Here is an 18264-nt window from a genome sequence, read left to right as displayed (position 1 = left end):
AGCCGGGATAGGCTTGCCGGACCAGGATTTTACGGGAGCTGGTCCAGATGAGCGTGCATTTCGGCGAATTGGCCAAGAGAGTCGGCGCGGACGGGGTCATTACCCCCGAGGAAGTGCTGACGCTGCGGCGCGAGGCATGGCCCGACGGGCGGATTTCGCAGGCCGAGGCCGAAGCGATCTTCGCGCTCAACCGCGAACTGACGACGAAGAGCGCCGAATGGGTCGATTTCTTCGTCGAGGCGCTGGGCGAATATGTCATCAACCAGCGCGCGCCTGCAGGCTATGTCGATCCCGAGAATGCCAGCTGGCTGATGATGCAGATCGATGCCGACGGGCAGTTCGGCAGCATGGCCGAGATCGAGCTGCTGGTGCGCATTTTCGAACGCGCGCAGAACGTGCCGGCAGCGCTCAAGGATTACGCGATCTCGCAAATGGAGCTAGCTGCGCTCGAGGGCACCGGGCCGACGCGCGACGGCGGCACGCTCGAAGCGGGGAATGTCAACGCGACCGAGGCCCGGCTGCTGCGCCGCGCGATCTTCGCGCCTGCCAGTGAACGCCCCGCAGCCGTTGGGCGCAAGGAAGCCGACATGCTGTTTCGCCTCAAGGACGCGACGCTGGGCGGTGACAATGCGCCAGAATGGAAGTAATTGTTCGTCCAGGGCATCGCCAACTACCTGCAGGGTTACAGCAATCCCGATGCACAGATCAGCCGCGAGCGCGCCGCCGAGCTGCAGGCCTTCATGACCGATACGCGCAGCAGCGTGGGCGGGTTTCTCGGCCGGATGGCCAAGGCTTCGCCCAACGCATTCGGCAAGGTGTTCGGACGCAAGGAAGAAGCGCCGACGCGTGCCGAGGGCGTAGCCGCGGCGCATGAGGTGACGCATAGCGAGCGCGAATGGCTCGACGCGCGGATCGATGCGGATGGCCGGGTCGACGAATACGAGCGCGCGCTGCTCGACTTTCTCGCCGAGGAGTAACCAGCCGATCGTGCGCGGCTAGACCATAAAGCTTTCGCCGCAGCCACACGCCCCCTTGGCGTTGGGATTTTCGAACACGAAGCCCGCGGTGAAATCGTCCTCCACCCAGTCCATCGTGCTCCCGATCAGGTAGAGCACGCTGGCGCTGTCGATGAAGAACAGCCCGCCGGGGGTCTCGATCTTCTCGTCGAACTTGGCTTCCTCGGTGACATAATCGACCGAATAGGCGAGGCCCGAGCAGCCCCGCCGCGGGGTCGACAATTTGACCCCGATAGCGTCTTCGGGCGCCTTGGCCATCAGGTCGGCGACGCGCCGTTCGGCGGCCTTGGTCAGGACGACCGCTGCCTTGGGCGCGGCGCGGGTCTTGGTATCGCTCATTACAGCATCCCCAGTTCGAGGCGTGCCTCGTCGGTCATCTTGTCCGGGCCCCAGGGCGGGTCCCACACCAGATTCACCTCGGCATCGCGAACGCCGGGCACGCTGGCGGCGCGCAATTCGACCTCGCCGGGCATGGTTTCGGCCACCGGGCAATGCGGCGTTGTAAGCGTCATGGTGACGGTCACATCGCTCTCGTCATCGACCTCGACGCCGTAGATCAGGCCCAGATCGTAGATATTGACCGGGATTTCCGGGTCGAAGATCTCCTTGAGCGCAGCGATCACCGCTTCGTAGAGATCACCGCCCGGCGCGCCTGCGGGCACGTTTTCGGGCTTTTTCTGCAGGAAGCCTTCGAGATAGTCGCGCTTGCGCTCCATCGTCGCGCGCGGCGTTTCTTCCGCATCGACCGCGTCCTCGACACGGGCGCGCGGCGGCTTGGCAGCCAGCGCATCCGCAGGGGAGGGCGCGGCAATGAAATCACTGTTCTGATCGTCGTTCATCCGAAGATCCTCTGAGTCCGTTCGATGCCGCGCATCAGCGCAGCGATGTCGCTTTCGTCCGAGTAGAGCCCGAAGCTGGCACGGGCGGTGGCGGGGACGCCGAGATGGTCCATCAGCGGCTGCGCACAATGGTGCCCGGCCCGGATCGCGACATTCTCTTCGTCCAATATGGTGCCGAGATCGTGCGGGTGAACCCCCTCGATCGCGAAACTGACGATGCCGGCGCTTTCTTCGGGGCCAAACAGCGTCACCGAATTGAGTGTGCGCAATGCGTCGCGCAACTGCCTGGCAAGCGCGGCCTCGTGCGCAAACAGGCGATCGGGACCAAGCGCGGCGACATAGTCGATCGCCGCATGCAGCGCGATCGCCTCGGTGATCATCGGTGTGCCCGCTTCGAACCGCTGCGGCGGCGGCGCATAGGTGGTCTTGTCGAAGGTGACGCGGTCGATCATCGCCCCGCCGCCCTGCCACGGGGGCATGGCATCGAGGATGTCCTCGCGCGCCCACAGCACGCCGATCCCGGTCGGGCCGTACAGCTTGTGGCCCGAGAAGGCGTAGAAATCGCAATCGAGCGCGGCCATATCGAGCGCCATGCGCGGCGCCGCCTGGCACCCGTCGAGCAGCAGTTTCGCGCCCACCGAATGCGCCAGATCGGCTGCGGCGCGGGCATCGAGCACGCTGCCCAGCACATTCGAGACATGCGCCAGCGCGACCAGCTTGGTGCGCGGGGTCAGCAGCGCTTCGAGCGCGCCCAGATCGATCCGGCCATCCTCGGTCAGCGGGCAGACGTCGATCTGCGCGCCGGTGCGTTCGGCGACCATCTGCCAGGGCACGATATTCGAATGATGCTCGAGCGTGGAGAGGACGATGCGGTCGCCTTCGCCGATATGCGTCATGCCCCAGCTCGCCGCGACGAGGTTGATCGCCTCGGTCGCGCCGCGCACGAACACCACTTCATGTTCGCTGGCAGCGCCCATGTAAGCGGCGACGCGGCGCCGCGCGGCTTCGTAGCCGAGCGTCATCTGCGCGCTGCGGCCATAGACCCCGCGGTGGACGGTGGCGTAATCCGCGCCCAGCGCGCAGGTCATCGCGTCGATCACCGCCCGCGGCTTCTGCGCCGTCGCGGCGGTATCGAGATAATGCCACGGCTGGCCATCGCCCGTCACCATGCCGGGGAATTCGGCCCTGATGTCGTTGGGGCGCAAAAGGGTAGTAGCCTCGCTCACAGCGCCCGGTCGACCTTGTCGAGCGCGACTTTCAGCATCGCCTCGCGCGTTTCGTCATCCTCGAGCGCGACCAGCGCGTCACCGAGGAAGGCCTGGACCAGCAGGCGCCGGGCAAGATCGGGCGAGACTCCGCGCGCAGCCATGTAGAAACGCGCGGTTTCGTCGAGCTGGCCAACGCTGGCGCCATGCGCGCATTTGACATCGTCGGCAAAGATTTCGAGCTGCGGCACCGCGTTCACGGTTGCGCCCTTCTCGAGCAGCAGGCCCTTGAAGTCCTGCGCCGCATCGGTCTTCTGCGCATCGCGCACGACATCGATATTGCCGAGGAAATTGCCCGTGCCGTGGCCCCAGTGAACCGCGCGAACGGTCTGGTTGCTGGTGGCTTCGGGTTCGGCATGGATCGTGCGGGTGACGAATTCGCGCACGGTTTCGCGGCCGCCGACGGTGATCCCGCCCAGTTCGAAATGCGCGCCCTTGTGCAGGGTCACCTCGATTTCGAGCCGGGCATATTCGGCCGCGGCGAGCACCGCGAAGATCTCGCAGGTCGCGCCTTCGCGCACGGTCACGCGCCACCGGTGCAGTTCGGTCGGCCTGGTGTCGCCGCCATCGGCAATCAGGAGCGTTTCGTGAACGCTCTCGCCGGCGGCGACATCGATCGTGCGCCAGTCGTCCAGCGCTTCGCCCTGAAGCCGCTCGACCGCGGAATAGCGCCACGCTTCATCGCGGCGGGTGGGGAGTTCGGCTGCCTCAGGCATGCGCAGTCTCGGCGGACATGATCGCGTCATAGCCTTCGTTTTCAAGCTCTACGGCCAGTTCGGGGCCACCGGTCCGGACGATGCGGCCCTGCGACAGGATCGATACCTTGTCGGGCTTCACTACTTCGAGCAGGCGCTGGTAGTGCGTGATCAGCAGGACGCCCTTGGCCGGGTCGCGCATGATCGCATTGATGCCATCGCCGACCACGCGCAGCGCATCGATGTCGAGACCGCTATCGGTTTCGTCGAGCACGGCGAATTGCGGGTCGAGAATGCCCATCTGGACCATTTCGGCGCGCTTCTTCTCGCCGCCCGAGAAGCCGACATTGACGTGTCGCTTGAGCATTTCGGGGTCGAGCTTGAGCAGCGCCGCCTTGTCCTTGGCCAGCTTGAGGAATTCGCCGCCGGTCAGCGGTTCTTCACCGCGCGCCCGGCGCTGCGAATTCAGCGCTTCGCGCAGGAACTGCAGATTCGAGACCCCGGGAATCTCGACCGGGTACTGGAAGCCGAGGAACAGGCCGGCAGCGGCGCGTTCGTGCGGTTCCAGCGCGAGCAAATCCTGTCCCATAAACTCGACCGAGCCCTCGGTCACCTCGTAGCCGGGCCGTCCGCCCAGCACATAGGCCAGCGTCGACTTGCCCGCACCATTGGGGCCCATGATCGCATGAACCTCGCCCGCGCGGATTTCGAGCGTCAGCCCGTTGAGGATTTTCTTGCCGTCGATTTCGGCGTGGAGATTGTCGATTTTCAGCATATTACTTCCTGTCGTCGCGACGGGCCTGGCGGGTGCGCCGGGGCGTCGGGCCGTATTTCGATTGGTGTTCGCGGCGCGCGCTTTCCTTGTCGCGGTAGCGCGCGTTCATCGCAGCGAAGATCGGCTGCATCGCCGCTTCGACATCGTCGAGGATCGTCGCCGCGGGCAGGCGCAGCACTTCCATGCCGACCGCAGCGAGGCTCTTGTCGCGCCGCTTGGCCAGCGTGTCGTTCTGACCTTCCTCGTCGATTGCGACCGCCAGCCCGAGCGGGTGCGAGACGAAATCGAGGATCGCCGAGCCGACCACGGTGTGGCGGGTGAACTTGAACTTGCCGAAGTCTTCCTTGGCGAAACGCGCGGCGAGCACCTTGTGCGCCGGAGTCGCATGCCGCCGCAAATGGCGCGCTTGTTCGTGGATCTTGTCGAGCCGCTTCTCGGAGATTTCCCAGCCGCGGCCTTTTTTCTTGAGCGCGGGAGCGGCATCGTCCGCCGAAGGCGTGCGGATCTGGAGGGTCTTGCGTTCGGTCACCCCACGCTCCCCTCGAGCGAGATCGCCAGCAGCTTCTGCGCTTCGACGGCGAATTCCATCGGCAATTCCTTCAGCACGTCCTTGGCGAAGCCGTTGACGATCAGCGCCATCGCTTCCTCGTCATCCAGGCCGCGCTGCTGGGCATAGAACATCTGGTCGTCGCTGATCTTGCTGGTGGTCGCCTCATGCTCGATCTGCGCGCTGGGATTCTTCACCTCGATATAGGGCACGGTGTGCGCCCCGCTCCGGTCGCCGATCAGCAGGCTGTCGCATTCGGTGCGGTTGCGCACGCCGTCAGCATTGGCCGCCACGCGGACCATGCCGCGATAGGTGTTGTTCGACTTGCCAGCCGAAATGCCCTTCGAGATGATCGTCGAGCGGCTGCCCTTGCCGTTGTGGATCATCTTGGTACCGGTATCGGCCTGCTGGTAATTGTTGGTCACCGCGACCGAGTAGAATTCGCCCACGCTGTCTTCGCCGTTGAGCACGCAGCTGGGATATTTCCATGTCACCGCACTGCCGGTTTCGACCTGCGTCCAGCTGATCTTGCTGCGCGCACCCTGGCACAGGCCGCGCTTGGTGACGAAATTGTAGATCCCGCCCTTGCCCTCGGCATTGCCGGGATACCAGTTCTGCACGGTCGAATATTTGATTTCGGCGTCTTCCAGTGCGACCAGCTCGACCACGGCGGCATGAAGCTGGTTCTCGTCGCGCATCGGCGCGGTGCAGCCTTCGAGGTAGCTGACATAGCTGCCCTTCTCGGCGATGATCAGCGTGCGTTCGAACTGGCCGGTGTTCTCCGCATTGATACGGAAATAGGTGCTGAGCTCCATCGGGCAGCGCACGCCTTCGGGCACATAGACGAAAGTGCCGTCCGAGAAGACCGCGCTGTTCAAGGTGGCAAAGTAATTGTCGTGCTGCGGGACGATCTTGCCGAGCCATTTGCGCACCATGTCGGGATATTCGCGAATCGCCTCGCTGATCGACAGGAAGATGACGCCCGCCCGCTTCAGCTCCTCGCGGAAGCTGGTGGCAACGCTGACACTGTCGAACACGGCATCGACCGCGACCTTCTTGGCGCCCTTCACGCCGGCGAGCACTTCCTGCTCGCCGAGCGGGATGCCGAGCTTGTCGTAAACGCGCTTGATCTCGGGGTCGAGTTCATCGAGCGACTCGAGTTCGACCTTCTTCTTCGGCGCCGCGTAATAATAGGCGTTCTGGTAATCGATCGCCGGATAGCCGATCTTCGCCCAGTCGGGCTCCACCATCTCCTGCCACAGGCGGAACGCCTTGAGCCGCCAGTCGAGCATCCATTCGGGCTCGCCCTTCTTGGCGCTGATGAAGCGGACCGTGTCCTCGGTCAGGCCCTTTTCGGCAAACTCGGTCTCGATGTCCGACGACCAGCCGTGTTCGTACTCGGCGGCCTTTTCGGCAGCTTCGCGCGCTTCGCGGTCCTGGATGTCCAATTCTTCGCTCATGCAATCTCTCTTGTCCGTGCCAGCTGGGTCAGCGGGATCGCCGCCAGCGCGCCGCGCACCGCTTCGTTCACGACCGGCCAGTGCGGTTTGACCGAGCAATCGTGCTCGACCGAACACTGGACGCCCTCGACGCAGGCAGTCAGCGCGATTGGTCCTTCAACCGCCTCGACGATATCGGCGACGGTGATCGCCGCGGCCGGGCGTGCCAGTTGCAGCCCGCCGCCGGCACCGCGGCTCGACCGCAGCAGACCCGCGGCCGACAGCTTGCTCACGAGCTTTTGCACCGTGGGCACCGGGAGGCCGGTTTCCGCCGCCAGTTCGGCCGCGCTGGTCTTGCCCCCACCGCAATGACGCGATGCGGCGCACATGGCGACGACGGCATAATCAGCAAGGTTTGACAGGCGCATAGTTAAATCGGACCAATTCGTTCCGATTGGCCAATTAGGAGCCAAGCTCCCCCATTTCAACGGGAAAGACCTAGTTGCGAGTCGTTAGCATTCAGGCGTCGTGGAGCGGGCTGCGGCCGAGCTGTTCCGCTTCGCCCGAGCCGAACAGATTGACCGAGCCATAGCCATCGGGGCCGAGCATGTCGTTGATCGGCGATCCCGCCGCTGGCTGGAGCCGCTTGGGGGTGCGCCCGGTGAAGAAGCGGATTTCCTTGATGAGATGCGCCTGGTCGTAAAACGCCTCGCGGATCTCGGCTTCGATCTCTTCGGGCAATTGCGGCATCGCCAGCAAGGTGGCGGCGCGGACCGCGCGATAGCGGCGCACCAGCCGCACGGGCGACTGGCCGAAGAATTGCGCCACCAGCCGCTGTGCCTGGCGTTTCGAATAGGGCAGCTGTTCGTACAGCTCTTCGAGTTCGGGCTTGAACGAGCTCGACAGCCATTCGAGCGTCCGGTCGATCACCGTCAGGTGCTGTTCGGGAAGCTTCGACAGCCCGCGCCGGACGACATCGGTCATCGCGTCGAGCAATTCCCGATCCCCCAGTTCGCCCGCCCGCCAGCGCCCACCCAGCACGGCAAAGGCCTGCGCGGGCGAATCATCGAGGACCATTTCGGGTTGCAGGAAACAATCGTGGTAGTCGTGCACCGACAGGCTCGACAGGGCCGCCCAGCCGCGGAAATTGAGCGATACGCCGAACAGGGTCGCCGGCCCGCTGACGCTGAAATTGCGCGCCTGGCACAGCGGCGCAAGGAAGAAGGCATCGCTGGTTTCGGCTACTTCGCCGCCGTCGAACTGCATCCGGCCCACGCCGCGCCCGAATACGACCATCTGCCCCGAATAGGCGGGCAGAACATCGTCCAGCCGATCGTCCGGGCTACGCCAGATATAGAGCGAGTTGAGATAGGGCGCGAGATCCGGCGGCGCCGCTACGAACTCGAAAGAGTGTGACACATCGTCACCTGGCAGACCCGACAAACCCCTGTTCCGTCCCTACTTCGGCCAAAGAATTGTAAAAATACGCCAAATTTACCATGATCGCAATGCTGCCGAGAACAAATATTCGTCAGGCAGATGGGCATAGGCAGAAAAAAAGGGGGCGACCCCTCAAGGTCCCCCCCTTTGAAGTCGAGAACTCGTTGCAAAATCGCTCCGAGCCCTTCGGGTCGCAAGAGCGTGTTACGCCGAGTCTGTATCAATTGATTGTATGCAAGCGACAGCCCGTGGGCTGACAGAATTTTTCTTCGTTTTCCGCGCGAACGCAGGTCTACCGGATGGACGGTTCACGGCTCGACAGCGCGTGGCCGGCACGGCATGGCGCGCGGCATGTTGTTCGATCTGGCCCGCCCCGCCCTCTTCGCGCTCGACCCCGAACGCGCCCATCGCTTGACGGTCAGGGCGCTGACCCTCGCTCCGCGCATGCGCCCGGCACAGACCGGTCCGCTGGCGATCGATGTCGCTGGGCTGACCTTTCCCAATCCGCTCGGCATGGCAGCGGGCTTCGACAAGGATGCCGAGGTCCCCGACCAATTGCTCGGCCTTGGCTTCGGTTTTGCCGAGGTCGGCTCGATTACCCCGCGCCCCCAGGCTGGCAATCCCAAGCCGCGCCTGTTCCGCCTGGTCGAGGATCGCGCCGTCATCAACCGGATGGGCTTCAACAATGCTGGCGCAGAAGTGGCGCGCGACCGGTTGCAGCGCCGCTCGCGCCGCCCGGGCATTGTCGGAATCAATGTGGGTGCCAATAAGGACAGCGAGGACCGCATCGCCGATTATGTGACGATGACGCGCATCATGGCGCCGCTGGCCTCCTATCTCGCGGTCAACATCTCCAGCCCGAACACGCCCGGCCTGCGCGCCTTGCAGGACGAGAGCGCGTTGGCTGGACTGCTCGACGCGGTCATCGAGGCGCGCGGGCCCAGCGGGCCGCCGGTGTTTCTCAAGGTCGCACCCGATCTCGAACCGGCAGATATCGACGCGATCACGCGAATCGCGATCGAGCGGCAGCTGGGCGCGCTGATCGTCTCGAATACGACCATCTCGCGCCCCCAGCTGGCTTCGCCCCACGCAGGCGAGGCGGGCGGGTTGTCGGGCGCGCCCCTGCGTGATCTCGCGCAGCAGCGGCTGCGCGACTTCCGCACGGCCACCGGCGGGTCGATTCCACTGGTCGGGGTGGGCGGGATTGCCAGCGCGGAGGACGCCTGGGCGCGTATCCGGGCAGGCGCGAGCCTCGTCCAGCTCTACAGCGCGATGGTCTTTGGCGGGCCGGGCCTGCCGCGGCGGATCCTGCGCGGCCTCGAAGAGCTTATGCGGCTTGATGGTTTCGCTTCGATTGCCGAAGCGGTCGGAAGTGAATAGCGTCGCCGCGATGAACAAGGTCTTCTCCGCTTCGCTGCTGGCGCTCACGCTCGTCGGCTGTTCCGCCACCCCGCCTCTCGCTTCTTCGCCCGCCGAACCGGTTCCGGCCTTCGCCGGTGCGGTCTCCGCAGCGGATCCGCGCGCGCAGGCGGCGGGCGAAGCCATGCTCGCGCGCGGCGGCAGCGCGACCGATGCCGCGATCGCCGTGATGCTGGCGCTGACCGTGGTCGAACCGCAAAGCTCGGGGATCGGCGGCGGCGGCTTCATGGTCCGGGGCGCCGCCGATGGCACGGTAGGCACATTCGACGGCCGCGAAACCGCCCCGGCAGGCGCCACACCCGAATGGTTCTTCAACGAAGACGGCACGCTGCCCCCGCGCGGCGAATCGGTGCGCAGCGGGCTTTCGGTGGGGGTCCCGGGTAGTATCGCGCTGGCGGCCAAGGTACATGCCGCGCATGGCACGCTGGCCTGGGCCGAGCTGTTCGAACCCGCCATCCGCCTGGCCCGCGAAGGCTTCGACATGAATGCGCGCCTCAACGGCATGCTCGAGAGCGCAAGGAACCGGTCGGCGCATACTGCCGAGGCACGGGCGCTGTTCTTCGATGCACAGGGCAATCCGCTGCCGGTCGGCACGCGGGTTGCCAACGAGCGGCTGGCGCAGACCTTCGAAACCATCGCTGCGGCGGGACCATCGGCGTTCTACAGCGGACCTCTGGCGCGCGAAATCGCCGCGACCGTCGCGGCAGACACGCCGCGCGAAGGCGCGATGACCTATGCGGACATCACTGGTTACGAAGCCAAGCTGCGCGACGCCGTGTGCGGAACCTATCGCGCCTATCGCGTGTGCACGATGGGCCCGCCCACTTCGGGCGGTATCGCGGTGCTGCAGATGCTCGGCCAGCTCGAACGGTTCGACCTTGCCGAGCTGGGCCTGCGCAATCCCGCAACCTGGCATCTGTTCGTCGAATCGCAGCGGCTCGCCTATGCCGATCGCGAACTTTACCTGGCGGACAGCGATTACGTTTCGGTACCCGTCGCGGGGCTGGTGGAGCCTGGCTATCTCGCCGCGCGCAGCGCGCTGATCGGCGAGGGGAGCACGCTTTCCGAAGTCACCGCCGGCGTCCCTGCTGGCGCACCGGCAGCGCTGGCCGATGGTGACGAGCCCGAAGAACATGGCACCTCGCATTTCGCCGTGGTCGATGCCGAGCGCACCATGATCAGCTATACCTCGACCATCGAGGGGGCTTTCGGGTCCGGCCTGATGGCAGGCGGCTTTTTCCTCAATAACGAGCTGACCGATTTCAGCCGCTCGCCAACCGTCGACGGCAAGCTTGTCGCGAACCGGGTCGAAGGGGGCAAGCGCCCGCGTAGTTCGATGGCGCCGATGGTGGTCTGGGATCCGACGGGCGAACCCTTCCTCGCGGTCGGCGCAGCAGGTGGCAGCACCATCCCGGTACAGACCGCGCGCAGCATCATCGGAGCGATCGACTTCGGCCTGTCGGCGGAAGAGATACTCGGCCTTCCCTTCATCATGGCCTTTGGCGAGCGCCTCCTGCTCGAGCAAGGCACCTGGCTGGAAGAGCAGGCCGCGGCCTTCAAGGCGCTGGGCCACACCGACGTGCTGGTCCGCGAGGCACCGGTCAAGGGCGGCGCGGTCCTGCGTGGCCACTCGGGCTGGGTCAGCGCGCGCGATCCGCGCCTTGCCGGGCAGATCGAGATACCGTGACCCCGCCGGGTCGCTTGCCGTGTGGCGGGAGGCAGCCTAAGTCCTCGCCAAGAACTGGGTTACAACAAGAACAAGATCGCTGAGGAGCCTGCCGTGCTGTCGGACATCGATTCCGCCAACAATCTCGTCGAACTCTTCCTCAAACGCGCGGACGAGAAGGGCGACTTGCCCTTCCTCGGGGCGAAGAAGGATGGCCGCTGGCAGACGATCAGCTGGCGTGAAACCGCGGAACGGGTCTGCCTGCTTGCGGAGAATTTGCGCGGACTGGGCCTCAAGGACGGCGACCGCGTGTGCCTCGTGTCGGAGAACCGCCCCGAATGGTGCATCGCCGATCTCGCGGTAATGGCCGCAGGCTGCATTACCGTGCCGGCCTACATTACCAATACCGAGCGCGACCACGTCCATATCCTCGACAATTCGGGTGCCAAGGCGGTGATCGTGTCGACCGAGAAGCTGCTCCGGCCGCTGCATGGTGCCTTGCAGGCCTCGGGCATTGCCGAACACGTCATCGGCATCGACGATCTCCACCGCCAGCAATCGGGCAGCTTCACCTTCCATATGTGGGACAAGATGCTCGAGGGTGATGCCGCGGCGGCGCGCAAGGCGGTGACCGAGCGGATGGCGAAGGTCGGGCGCGGCGATACGGCCTGCATCATCTACACCAGCGGCACGGGCGGGGCGCCGCGCGGGGTGCTGCAGCACCATGGCGCAATCCTGTGCAATGCCGCGGGCGCGGCGGAAATCCTGATCGAGGATTTCGGCATCGTGCAGGACGAGCGGTTCCTTTCCTTCCTGCCGCTCAGCCACGCCTATGAGCATACCGGCGGGCAGTTCCTCCCGATCAGCGTCGGCGCGCAGATTTTTTATTCCGAGGGCCTCGAGAAGCTCGCCAGCAATATCGAGGAAACGCGGCCGACCATCATGGTCGTGGTCCCGCGGCTGTTCGAAGTGCTGCGCACGCGGATCATGAAGCAGGTGCAGAAGCAGGGCGGCCTTGCCGAGAAGCTGATGAACACTGCGCTGGAGGTCGGCGAACGCCGCGCCGCGGGCCAGCCGAAATTCGGGGACAAGCTCAAGGATCTGGCGGTCGCCCGCCTGCTGCGGCCCAAAATCCGCCAGCGGTTCGGCGGCAGGATCAAGGCGATGGTTTCGGGCGGTGCGCCGCTCAACCCCGAAGTCGGCATCTTCTTCGAGGCTATGGGGCTGACGATGTTGCAGGGCTATGGGCAGACCGAGGCCGGACCGGTGATCAGTTGCAACCGCCCGGCCGCAGGGATTGCGATGCATTCGGTCGGTCCCGCAATGCGCGGTGTCGAACTGAAGATCGCCGACGATGGCGAAGTCCTCGTACGCGGCGAACTCGTCATGCATGGCTATTGGCAGAACGAAAGCGAGACCCAGCGCACGATCCAGGACGGCTGGCTGCATACCGGCGATATCGGCCATCTCGACGACCGGGGCCGGATCGTCATCACCGACCGCAAGAAGGACATGATCGTCAACGACAAGGGCGACAACATCGCCCCGCAGAAGGTCGAGGGCATGCTGACGCTGCAGCCCGAGATCGGCCAGGCGATGGTGGCGGGCGACCGCAAACCCTATATCGTCGGCCTGATCGTCCCCGACGCCGAATGGACGCTCGAATGGTGCCGCGCGCAGGGCAAGCAGTTCGATTGCAAGCAACTGCAGCAACTGCCCGAGTATCGTAACGCGGTGCGCGCCGCGATCGACCGGGTGAACAAGGATCTATCGGTGGTCGAAAAGGTACGTCAGTTCGCCTTTACCGACGAACCGTTCACGATCGAGAACGAGGAGATGACCCCCTCGATGAAGATCCGCCGGCACAAGATCAGGGACCGCTACGGCGACCATCTGGCGAAGCTGTACCGCAGCTAGGACCGCGGACTGTAGCGGTGGCGTGAAGAGGGCCTAGGCGACCGCTTCCTCGATATATTCCGGGAAGAAACTTGGCGCACGGTCGCTCCACCCCGGGGCGGTCGCGGCAGCTTCGCTCAGGCTCTGGAGCAGCATCTTGCGACGATCGGGGCGAATCTGCGGCAGGGCGGCGGCGGCGCAGAAGGCGCTGGGCAGCCACGGCCGTGCGGCGGCGGAGATCAGCCGTTCATAGAGAAAGCGAAAGGCGGAAAAGCTGTCGATCCGCTCCTGCGCCAGATCGAAAGCGGCAACGCGGGTCAGCTTGCCGACAAAGCCCTCGACACTGTCGAAGCCCGAGTGTTCGGGGATCGACTGGCGCAGCGCCTTCAGCTCCTGATAGGCGACATACTGGCTGCGGATCGCGGCGTTCTCGCCAGGGTTGCGCCCCCAGACGCGAAAGGCATCGCAGCGTCCCAGCCCGATATCCAGGCTGCGGCGGATATAGCGCTGCTCGGCGGCGCTCAGCCCGGCGAATTCGCGCATTTCGGCAATGGTCAGCGATGCGGTACCCGTAACGGCCATGATCGGCACTCCCCTGTCACGAGGCCGACTATCTCCGAAGATGGTTAATATTTTTTCCGCACCCCGGAGCAGCCTCCGGGACTCACGCCCGGATCAGATCAGCCCGGCCAGCGGGCTGCTGGGGTCGGCATATTTGCGCGTCCCCATCCGGCCGGCGAGATAGGCATCGCGCCCGGCCTCCACGGCAAGCTTCATCGCGCGCGCCATGCGGAGCGGATCCTTGGCCTCGGCGATGGCTGTGTTCATCAACACCCCGTCGCAGCCCAGTTCCATGGCGACAGCGGCATCCGAAGCCGTGCCAACCCCGGCATCGACCAGTACCGGCACGCTGGCGCCTTCCTTGATCAGCCGGATCGTGACGCGGTTCTGGATGCCGAGACCCGAGCCGATCGGCGCGCCCAGCGGCATGACTGCGACCGCGCCCGCATCCTCGAGCTGCTTGGCCGCAATCGGATCGTCGACGCAATAGACCATCGGCAGGAAGCCTTCCTTGGCCAGGGTCTCGGTCGCAACCAACGTCTCGCGCATATCGGGATAGAGCGTGCGCGCTTCGCCAAGCACCTCCAGCTTGACGAGATCCCAGCCGCCCGCTTCGCGCGCCAGCCGGAGCGTGCGGATCGCCTCGTCCGCGGTGAAGCAACCTGCCGTATTGGGCAGGTAAGTGACTTTCTTGGGATCGATGTAATCGGTCAGCATGGGCGCATTGGGATCGCTGACATTGACCCGGCGCACCGCCACGGTGACGATTTCCGCGCCGGAGGCTTCGAGTGCTGCCGCGTTCTGTTCGAAATCGCGATATTTGCCGGTGCCGACGATCAGCCGGCTGCGGAAAGTCCGCCCGGCCACGGTCCAGCTATCGTCGTCCTGCCCGCCGCCGACGAAATGGACGATTTCCAGCGTATCGCCATCGCTGATGGGATGCTGGCCAAGTTCGCTGCGCGGGGCGATGGTGCCATTGTGCTCGACCGCGACCTTCGCCGGGTCGAGTTCGAGTTCACGCACGAGATCGGCGATGGTGGCGGCGGCAGTACGGCGGGTCTCGCCATTGACGGTCAGGGCAATCATGCGCTCGACTTAGTCGCCCGCGCGCTCCTTGCAAGCGGCGGAATGCACATGGCGCAGGTTGAGGATGTGCCCCAGCGACACCAGCGCGACGCCAATGATGGTCAGCACCGCTTCCTTCACGCCATGCGGCACGGCCAGCGCCGCGCCCATGAAAGTCAGCCCGGTCATTGCGACCACGAAGGGGGCTGCCACGCGATGCCGCAAGGCGCCCCAGCCGATCGCGACGCCTGCGATAAGCGTGGCGATGAGCAGCCCCGCACGGTGGATATCGGGCGAAAGGAACAGCTCCCCGCCAAGCCCGAGACCTGAAACCAGGACAATCGAAAGCAGGCAATGGATCGCACATGCACCCGAGAGAAGGATCCCCGCCCGGTCGAGCCTCCGACGAATCGGCGAGATGGCACGTTGCAACATGCGAGGCCAGATATGTTATGGTGTATCTTCTTGCAAGTAAAACCGGCGGATGGCGGCCGCATCGCGTCGGTTGCGGCAACCGGGTTGCCGCTTGCCCGATTTGCACTTGCGCCAGCCGCGGCTGCAAACCACAGACGATGCCATGTCCGAGAAGAGCAAGCAGGCGCGGCCAATCGCGCTGGCCAACTGGCTGATGGTCGTCGCCGTCATGGTCGTGGTGATGGTGGCCGTGGGCGGTATCACCCGGCTGACCGAAAGCGGGTTGTCGATTACCCAGTGGAAACCGATCACCGGGGCCATCCCCCCCTTGTCGGACAGCGCGTGGCAGGCCGAATTCGAACTCTATAAGGCGACCGGCGAGTATCGGAACGTGACCGGCCCTGCAGGGATGGACCTTGCGGCTTTCAAGTTCATCTTCTTCTGGGAGTGGTTCCACCGGCTGCTTGGCCGGTTGATCGGGCTGGCCTTTGCCTTGCCCCTGGCATGGTTCTGGATCCGCGGCGCGATCCCGCAGGGCTACAAGTGGCGACTGGTTGCGCTGCTTGCGCTGGGCGGGCTGCAGGGCGTCTTCGGCTGGTTCATGGTGCGCAGCGGGCTCGCCGGGACAATGACCGATGTGAGCCATTTCTGGCTTTCGATCCATCTGCTGACCGCGCTGTTTACGCTTGGCGGGCTGGTCTGGACCGCACTCGATCTTCGCCGCTTGGCCGCTGGCAGCGGCGGGCCCGCGCGCTGGACCGTCACCGCGAGTTGGGTGGGCGTAATCCTTTTCGTTCAACTGCTGCTCGGCGCGTGGGTCGCGGGTCTCAATGCGGGGCTCGCCTCCGATAGCTGGCCGCTGATGCAGGGCCGGCTGGTGCCGGAGTATGACACCAGTGGCGGTTTCCTTCGCGCTGTGACCCACGATCCCTACCTGGTCCACTTCCTGCACCGCTGGTGGGCCTGGGCAGCGGTCGCTGCGCTGATCGTCATGGCGCGCAGGGTAAAGCCGCTCATGCGCCGCGCCTCGGTGGCGATCCATATCGCCTTCGGAACGCAGATCGTACTCGGGATCGCGACCGTATGGACGGGCGTCGCGCTATGGGTGGCCGTCGCGCACCAGATCGTCGGCGCGCTGCTGGTCGCGAGCTTCGCCTGGGGTGCGCATGTACTGGGGCGAAAGACCCACACGGCCTGATCTGGCGGCCGCGACATCGAGGCTCCCGGCCGCGCACGGCGCGAGAGCTTGCACGCCGATCAGGGCCCCGTAATATTGCTGGTATCGGGGGTGGGCGATGAAGGCAGATAACAGGCGCGGCGTACTGAGGCTTTTCGGTCTGGCAGCGATCCTGCCCGTCCTCGGCCACCCGGCCGCCGTATGGGCCGCGGGCCGTTCCATAAGCATCCCGACCCGCCCGTTCCTGCTGCGCCGGGAGCTGGAGCGCGGCCTGGCCCGCGGAGCGTCGCTGCTGGTGACCCGCGAGTGGAAGGGACAGTTCGAAAGCATCGCCGGGCAAACCCGCGTTACGGGCGAACAGGTCTCCTGTACGGTTGACGCGCCTGCAGTGCTCGAGCCCATTGCCGCAGTCGAGCGCGACCGCCGCTCGCCCGGGCCCTTCCCCGCGCGTCTGGATAGCCGCGGACGGATGGTCGGGAGCCAGCCGGCGAATACCGAGGGCACCGCGGCCGCAGTGCAAGCAGCGATCGGGGTGCTTGAGCAATCGGGCAAGTCCGCCGCCGAGATGCAGGAAGCGAAGCTCTATCTCGCCCAGCTTGCCAAGACTGCCGGAACGATTATCGGCACCACTCCGCCGGACCTGTTCTTTCCCGTGACCGGTGAAGCCCGCGATTCGCGGGAGCTGCCGCTGCCCGGCGGGCTGACCGGTGAGTTCTCGGTCGAGCTTGAGGCCACCGCGACGACGGGCGGACTGCTCGAGCGGTTCGAGCGCCGGATCACTACCCGCATTGCCGAAGATGTGCGGCTTTCGCGCGAAACCTGGCGCCTTTCGCTTGCCTGAAATTCGTTGGGGTTGTATTTTACCCCACGCGAGATGCGCAGAAACGCTTGACTGACAGGCCATCCAGCGCCATTTGCCGCGCGCTTCGCGGGTTCATTCGCATGGATTCGCCGATTGGCGCCGATGCCTCCACGGGCATGGCACGAACACTAGGAACGGAAACCAGCCATGAAGGCTCTTACGAAGACCACCCGGTCGATCAAGCCGGCCGAGGTCGAAAAGAACTGGCACATCATCGACGCCGAGAATCTCGTCGTCGGCCGTGTCGCGGCGATCATCGCCAACCACCTGCGCGGCAAGCACAAGCCGAGCTACACCCCGCATGTCGATTGCGGCGACCATGTTGTCGTGATCAACGCGGACAAGGTGAAGTTCACCGGCAAGAAGCTTAACGACAAGATCTATTACAAGCACACCGGCCACCCCGGCGGCATCAAGGAAACCACCCCGGCCAAGGTGCTGGAAGGCAAGTTTCCCGAGCGCGTGCTCGAAAAGGCTGTCGAGCGCATGATCCCGCGTGGCCCGCTTGGCCGTGCGCAGATGCGCGCGCTGCACGTATTCGCCGGCACCGAGCATCCCTATGACGGCCAGAAGCCCGAAAAGCTCGACGTTGCCTCGATGAACCGCAAGAACAAGGTTGTCGCATAATGGTCGACGAAACCAAGAACGAAACCGTCTCGGATCTCGCCGATCTGAAGGACATCGCCGGTGACGCGCCCGAGGGCGACGCAGCCCAGATCGCCGAAACCGCCCAGGTTCCGCTGCGCGAGCAGGAGCTCGACAAGCAGGGCCGCGCCTACGCTACCGGTCGCCGCAAGGACGCCACTGCGCGCGTCTGGCTCAAGCCCGGCAGCGGCAAGGTCACTGTCAACGGCAAGGACCAGGAAGTGTATTTCGCACGTCCGACGCTGCGCCTGATCATCGACCAGCCCTTCGCCATCACCGAGCGCCAGGAACAGTACGACGTTGTCGCCACCGTGCGCGGCGGCGGCCTCTCGGGCCAGGCCGGTGCGGTCAAGCACGGCATTTCGCAGGCGCTCACCAAATACGAGCCCGCGCTGCGCAGCACGGTCAAGGCGGCAGGCTTCCTGACCCGCGACAGCCGTGTTGTCGAGCGTAAGAAGTACGGCCGCGCCAAGGCCCGCCGTAGCTTCCAGTTCTCGAAGCGCTAAACGCGAAACGATCTATTAGATCACCAAGGAGGGCGGT

General features: G+C 65.1%; 21 protein-coding genes. 9 read left to right on the top strand and 12 right to left on the bottom strand.

Translation table 11 applies throughout. The annotated features are described in order from the left end of the window. Positions 1 to 47 precede the first annotated feature (47 nt). Together J2S32_RS10770 and J2S32_RS10765 are read left to right on the top strand one after the other, a co-directional pair. Positions 48 to 647: a hypothetical protein gene (locus J2S32_RS10770; RefSeq protein ID WP_253521096.1), complete on the top strand. Its 600-nt coding sequence runs from the start codon at positions 48 to 50 to the stop codon at positions 645 to 647. Then, entirely contained in the window at positions 648 to 977 is a 330-nt protein-coding gene (locus J2S32_RS10765; protein WP_253521092.1) for a hypothetical protein, read from the top strand. Positions 978 to 995: 18 nt separating this feature from the next. Here the strand turns inward: J2S32_RS10765 and J2S32_RS10760 are convergent, their stop codons facing one another. The 9 genes from J2S32_RS10760 to J2S32_RS15845 all read right to left on the bottom strand — a co-directional run bounded on the left by J2S32_RS10760 (position 996) and on the right by J2S32_RS15845 (position 7995). Beyond that, on the bottom strand, positions 996 to 1355 hold the full coding sequence (locus J2S32_RS10760) for a HesB/IscA family protein (RefSeq protein ID WP_253521089.1): 360 nt from the start codon (positions 1353 to 1355) through the stop codon (positions 996 to 998). Further along, complete coding sequence (locus J2S32_RS10755) at positions 1355 to 1855, bottom strand: SUF system Fe-S cluster assembly protein (protein ID WP_253521086.1); 501 nt, start codon at positions 1853 to 1855, stop codon at positions 1355 to 1357. Before J2S32_RS10755 ends, J2S32_RS10760 begins: the two co-directional genes overlap by 1 nt. Next, positions 1852 to 3024, bottom strand: a complete 1173-nt coding sequence (locus tag J2S32_RS10750; RefSeq protein ID WP_253523071.1) for a cysteine desulfurase — start codon at positions 3022 to 3024, stop codon at positions 1852 to 1854. Before J2S32_RS10750 ends, J2S32_RS10755 begins: the two co-directional genes overlap by 4 nt. A 53-nt stretch (positions 3025 to 3077) precedes the next feature. Continuing rightward, positions 3078 to 3836: a SufD family Fe-S cluster assembly protein gene (locus J2S32_RS10745; RefSeq protein ID WP_253521084.1), complete on the bottom strand. Its 759-nt coding sequence runs from the start codon at positions 3834 to 3836 to the stop codon at positions 3078 to 3080. Then, on the bottom strand, positions 3829 to 4590 hold the full coding sequence (sufC, locus tag J2S32_RS10740; RefSeq protein ID WP_253521082.1) for a Fe-S cluster assembly ATPase SufC: 762 nt from the start codon (positions 4588 to 4590) through the stop codon (positions 3829 to 3831). The genes J2S32_RS10745 and sufC overlap by 8 nt, the downstream gene beginning before the upstream one ends. 1 nt (position 4591) lies before the next feature. After that, complete coding sequence (locus tag J2S32_RS10735; RefSeq protein WP_253521079.1) at positions 4592 to 5119, bottom strand: DUF559 domain-containing protein; 528 nt, start codon at positions 5117 to 5119, stop codon at positions 4592 to 4594. Beyond that, positions 5116 to 6597, bottom strand: coding sequence for a Fe-S cluster assembly protein SufB (sufB, locus tag J2S32_RS10730; protein WP_253521077.1), 1482 nt, complete (start codon positions 6595 to 6597; stop codon positions 5116 to 5118). The genes J2S32_RS10735 and sufB overlap by 4 nt, the downstream gene beginning before the upstream one ends. Then, positions 6594 to 7004, bottom strand: a complete 411-nt coding sequence (locus J2S32_RS10725) for an SUF system Fe-S cluster assembly regulator (protein WP_253521074.1) — start codon at positions 7002 to 7004, stop codon at positions 6594 to 6596. The genes sufB and J2S32_RS10725 overlap by 4 nt, the downstream gene beginning before the upstream one ends. A gap of 91 nt (positions 7005 to 7095) precedes the next feature. Continuing rightward, positions 7096 to 7995 carry a helix-turn-helix domain-containing protein gene (locus J2S32_RS15845; RefSeq protein ID WP_253521072.1) on the bottom strand — a complete coding sequence of 300 codons (900 nt, stop codon included), beginning with the start codon at positions 7993 to 7995 and terminating at the stop codon, positions 7096 to 7098. 372 nt (positions 7996 to 8367) lie between these two features. Between J2S32_RS15845 and J2S32_RS10715 the strand changes: the two genes are divergently transcribed. The 3 genes from J2S32_RS10715 to J2S32_RS10705 all read left to right on the top strand — a co-directional run bounded on the left by J2S32_RS10715 (position 8368) and on the right by J2S32_RS10705 (position 13018). Continuing rightward, entirely contained in the window at positions 8368 to 9396 is a 1029-nt protein-coding gene (locus J2S32_RS10715) for a quinone-dependent dihydroorotate dehydrogenase (protein WP_253521069.1), read from the top strand. A 10-nt stretch (positions 9397 to 9406) separates the two neighbouring features. Continuing rightward, a complete protein-coding gene (gene ggt, locus J2S32_RS10710; protein ID WP_253521066.1) occupies positions 9407 to 11122 on the top strand; it encodes a gamma-glutamyltransferase in 1716 nt (571 codons plus the stop codon). 93 nt (positions 11123 to 11215) lie between these two features. Further along, positions 11216 to 13018, top strand: a complete 1803-nt coding sequence (locus tag J2S32_RS10705; protein ID WP_253521063.1) for an AMP-dependent synthetase/ligase — start codon at positions 11216 to 11218, stop codon at positions 13016 to 13018. A gap of 33 nt (positions 13019 to 13051) precedes the next feature. Here the strand turns inward: J2S32_RS10705 and J2S32_RS10700 are convergent, their stop codons facing one another. From J2S32_RS10700 to J2S32_RS10685, 3 genes are all read right to left on the bottom strand, one after another. After that, entirely contained in the window at positions 13052 to 13579 is a 528-nt protein-coding gene (locus tag J2S32_RS10700; protein ID WP_253521061.1) for a hypothetical protein, read from the bottom strand. A gap of 93 nt (positions 13580 to 13672) precedes the next feature. Then, the gene (thiS, locus tag J2S32_RS10695) at positions 13673 to 14644 is read right to left on the bottom strand and encodes a sulfur carrier protein ThiS (RefSeq protein WP_301298828.1); all 972 of its coding nucleotides are present in this window, start codon (positions 14642 to 14644) and stop codon (positions 13673 to 13675) included. 9 nt (positions 14645 to 14653) lie between these two features. Continuing rightward, positions 14654 to 15058, bottom strand: a complete 405-nt coding sequence (locus J2S32_RS10685; protein ID WP_253521058.1) for a MerC domain-containing protein — start codon at positions 15056 to 15058, stop codon at positions 14654 to 14656. A gap of 142 nt (positions 15059 to 15200) precedes the next feature. Between J2S32_RS10685 and J2S32_RS10680 the strand changes: the two genes are divergently transcribed. The 4 genes from J2S32_RS10680 to rpsI all read left to right on the top strand — a co-directional run bounded on the left by J2S32_RS10680 (position 15201) and on the right by rpsI (position 18227). Further along, positions 15201 to 16235 carry a COX15/CtaA family protein gene (locus J2S32_RS10680; RefSeq protein WP_253521055.1) on the top strand — a complete coding sequence of 345 codons (1035 nt, stop codon included), beginning with the start codon at positions 15201 to 15203 and terminating at the stop codon, positions 16233 to 16235. Between the two features lie 97 nt (positions 16236 to 16332). Next, positions 16333 to 17055: a hypothetical protein gene (locus J2S32_RS10675; protein WP_253521053.1), complete on the top strand. Its 723-nt coding sequence runs from the start codon at positions 16333 to 16335 to the stop codon at positions 17053 to 17055. 168 nt (positions 17056 to 17223) lie between these two features. After that, positions 17224 to 17703, top strand: coding sequence for a 50S ribosomal protein L13 (gene rplM / locus J2S32_RS10670; RefSeq protein ID WP_253521050.1), 480 nt, complete (start codon positions 17224 to 17226; stop codon positions 17701 to 17703). Then, positions 17703 to 18227, top strand: coding sequence for a 30S ribosomal protein S9 (gene rpsI / locus J2S32_RS10665; RefSeq protein ID WP_253521048.1), 525 nt, complete (start codon positions 17703 to 17705; stop codon positions 18225 to 18227). The genes rplM and rpsI overlap by 1 nt, the downstream gene beginning before the upstream one ends. The last annotated feature ends 37 nt before the right edge of the window (positions 18228 to 18264 follow it).

The sequence above is a fragment of the Qipengyuania citrea genome, assembly GCF_024171405.1.
Lineage (GTDB): Bacteria > Pseudomonadota > Alphaproteobacteria > Sphingomonadales > Sphingomonadaceae > Qipengyuania > Qipengyuania profunda.
This window is presented reverse-complemented; position numbering and strand designations above follow the sequence as displayed.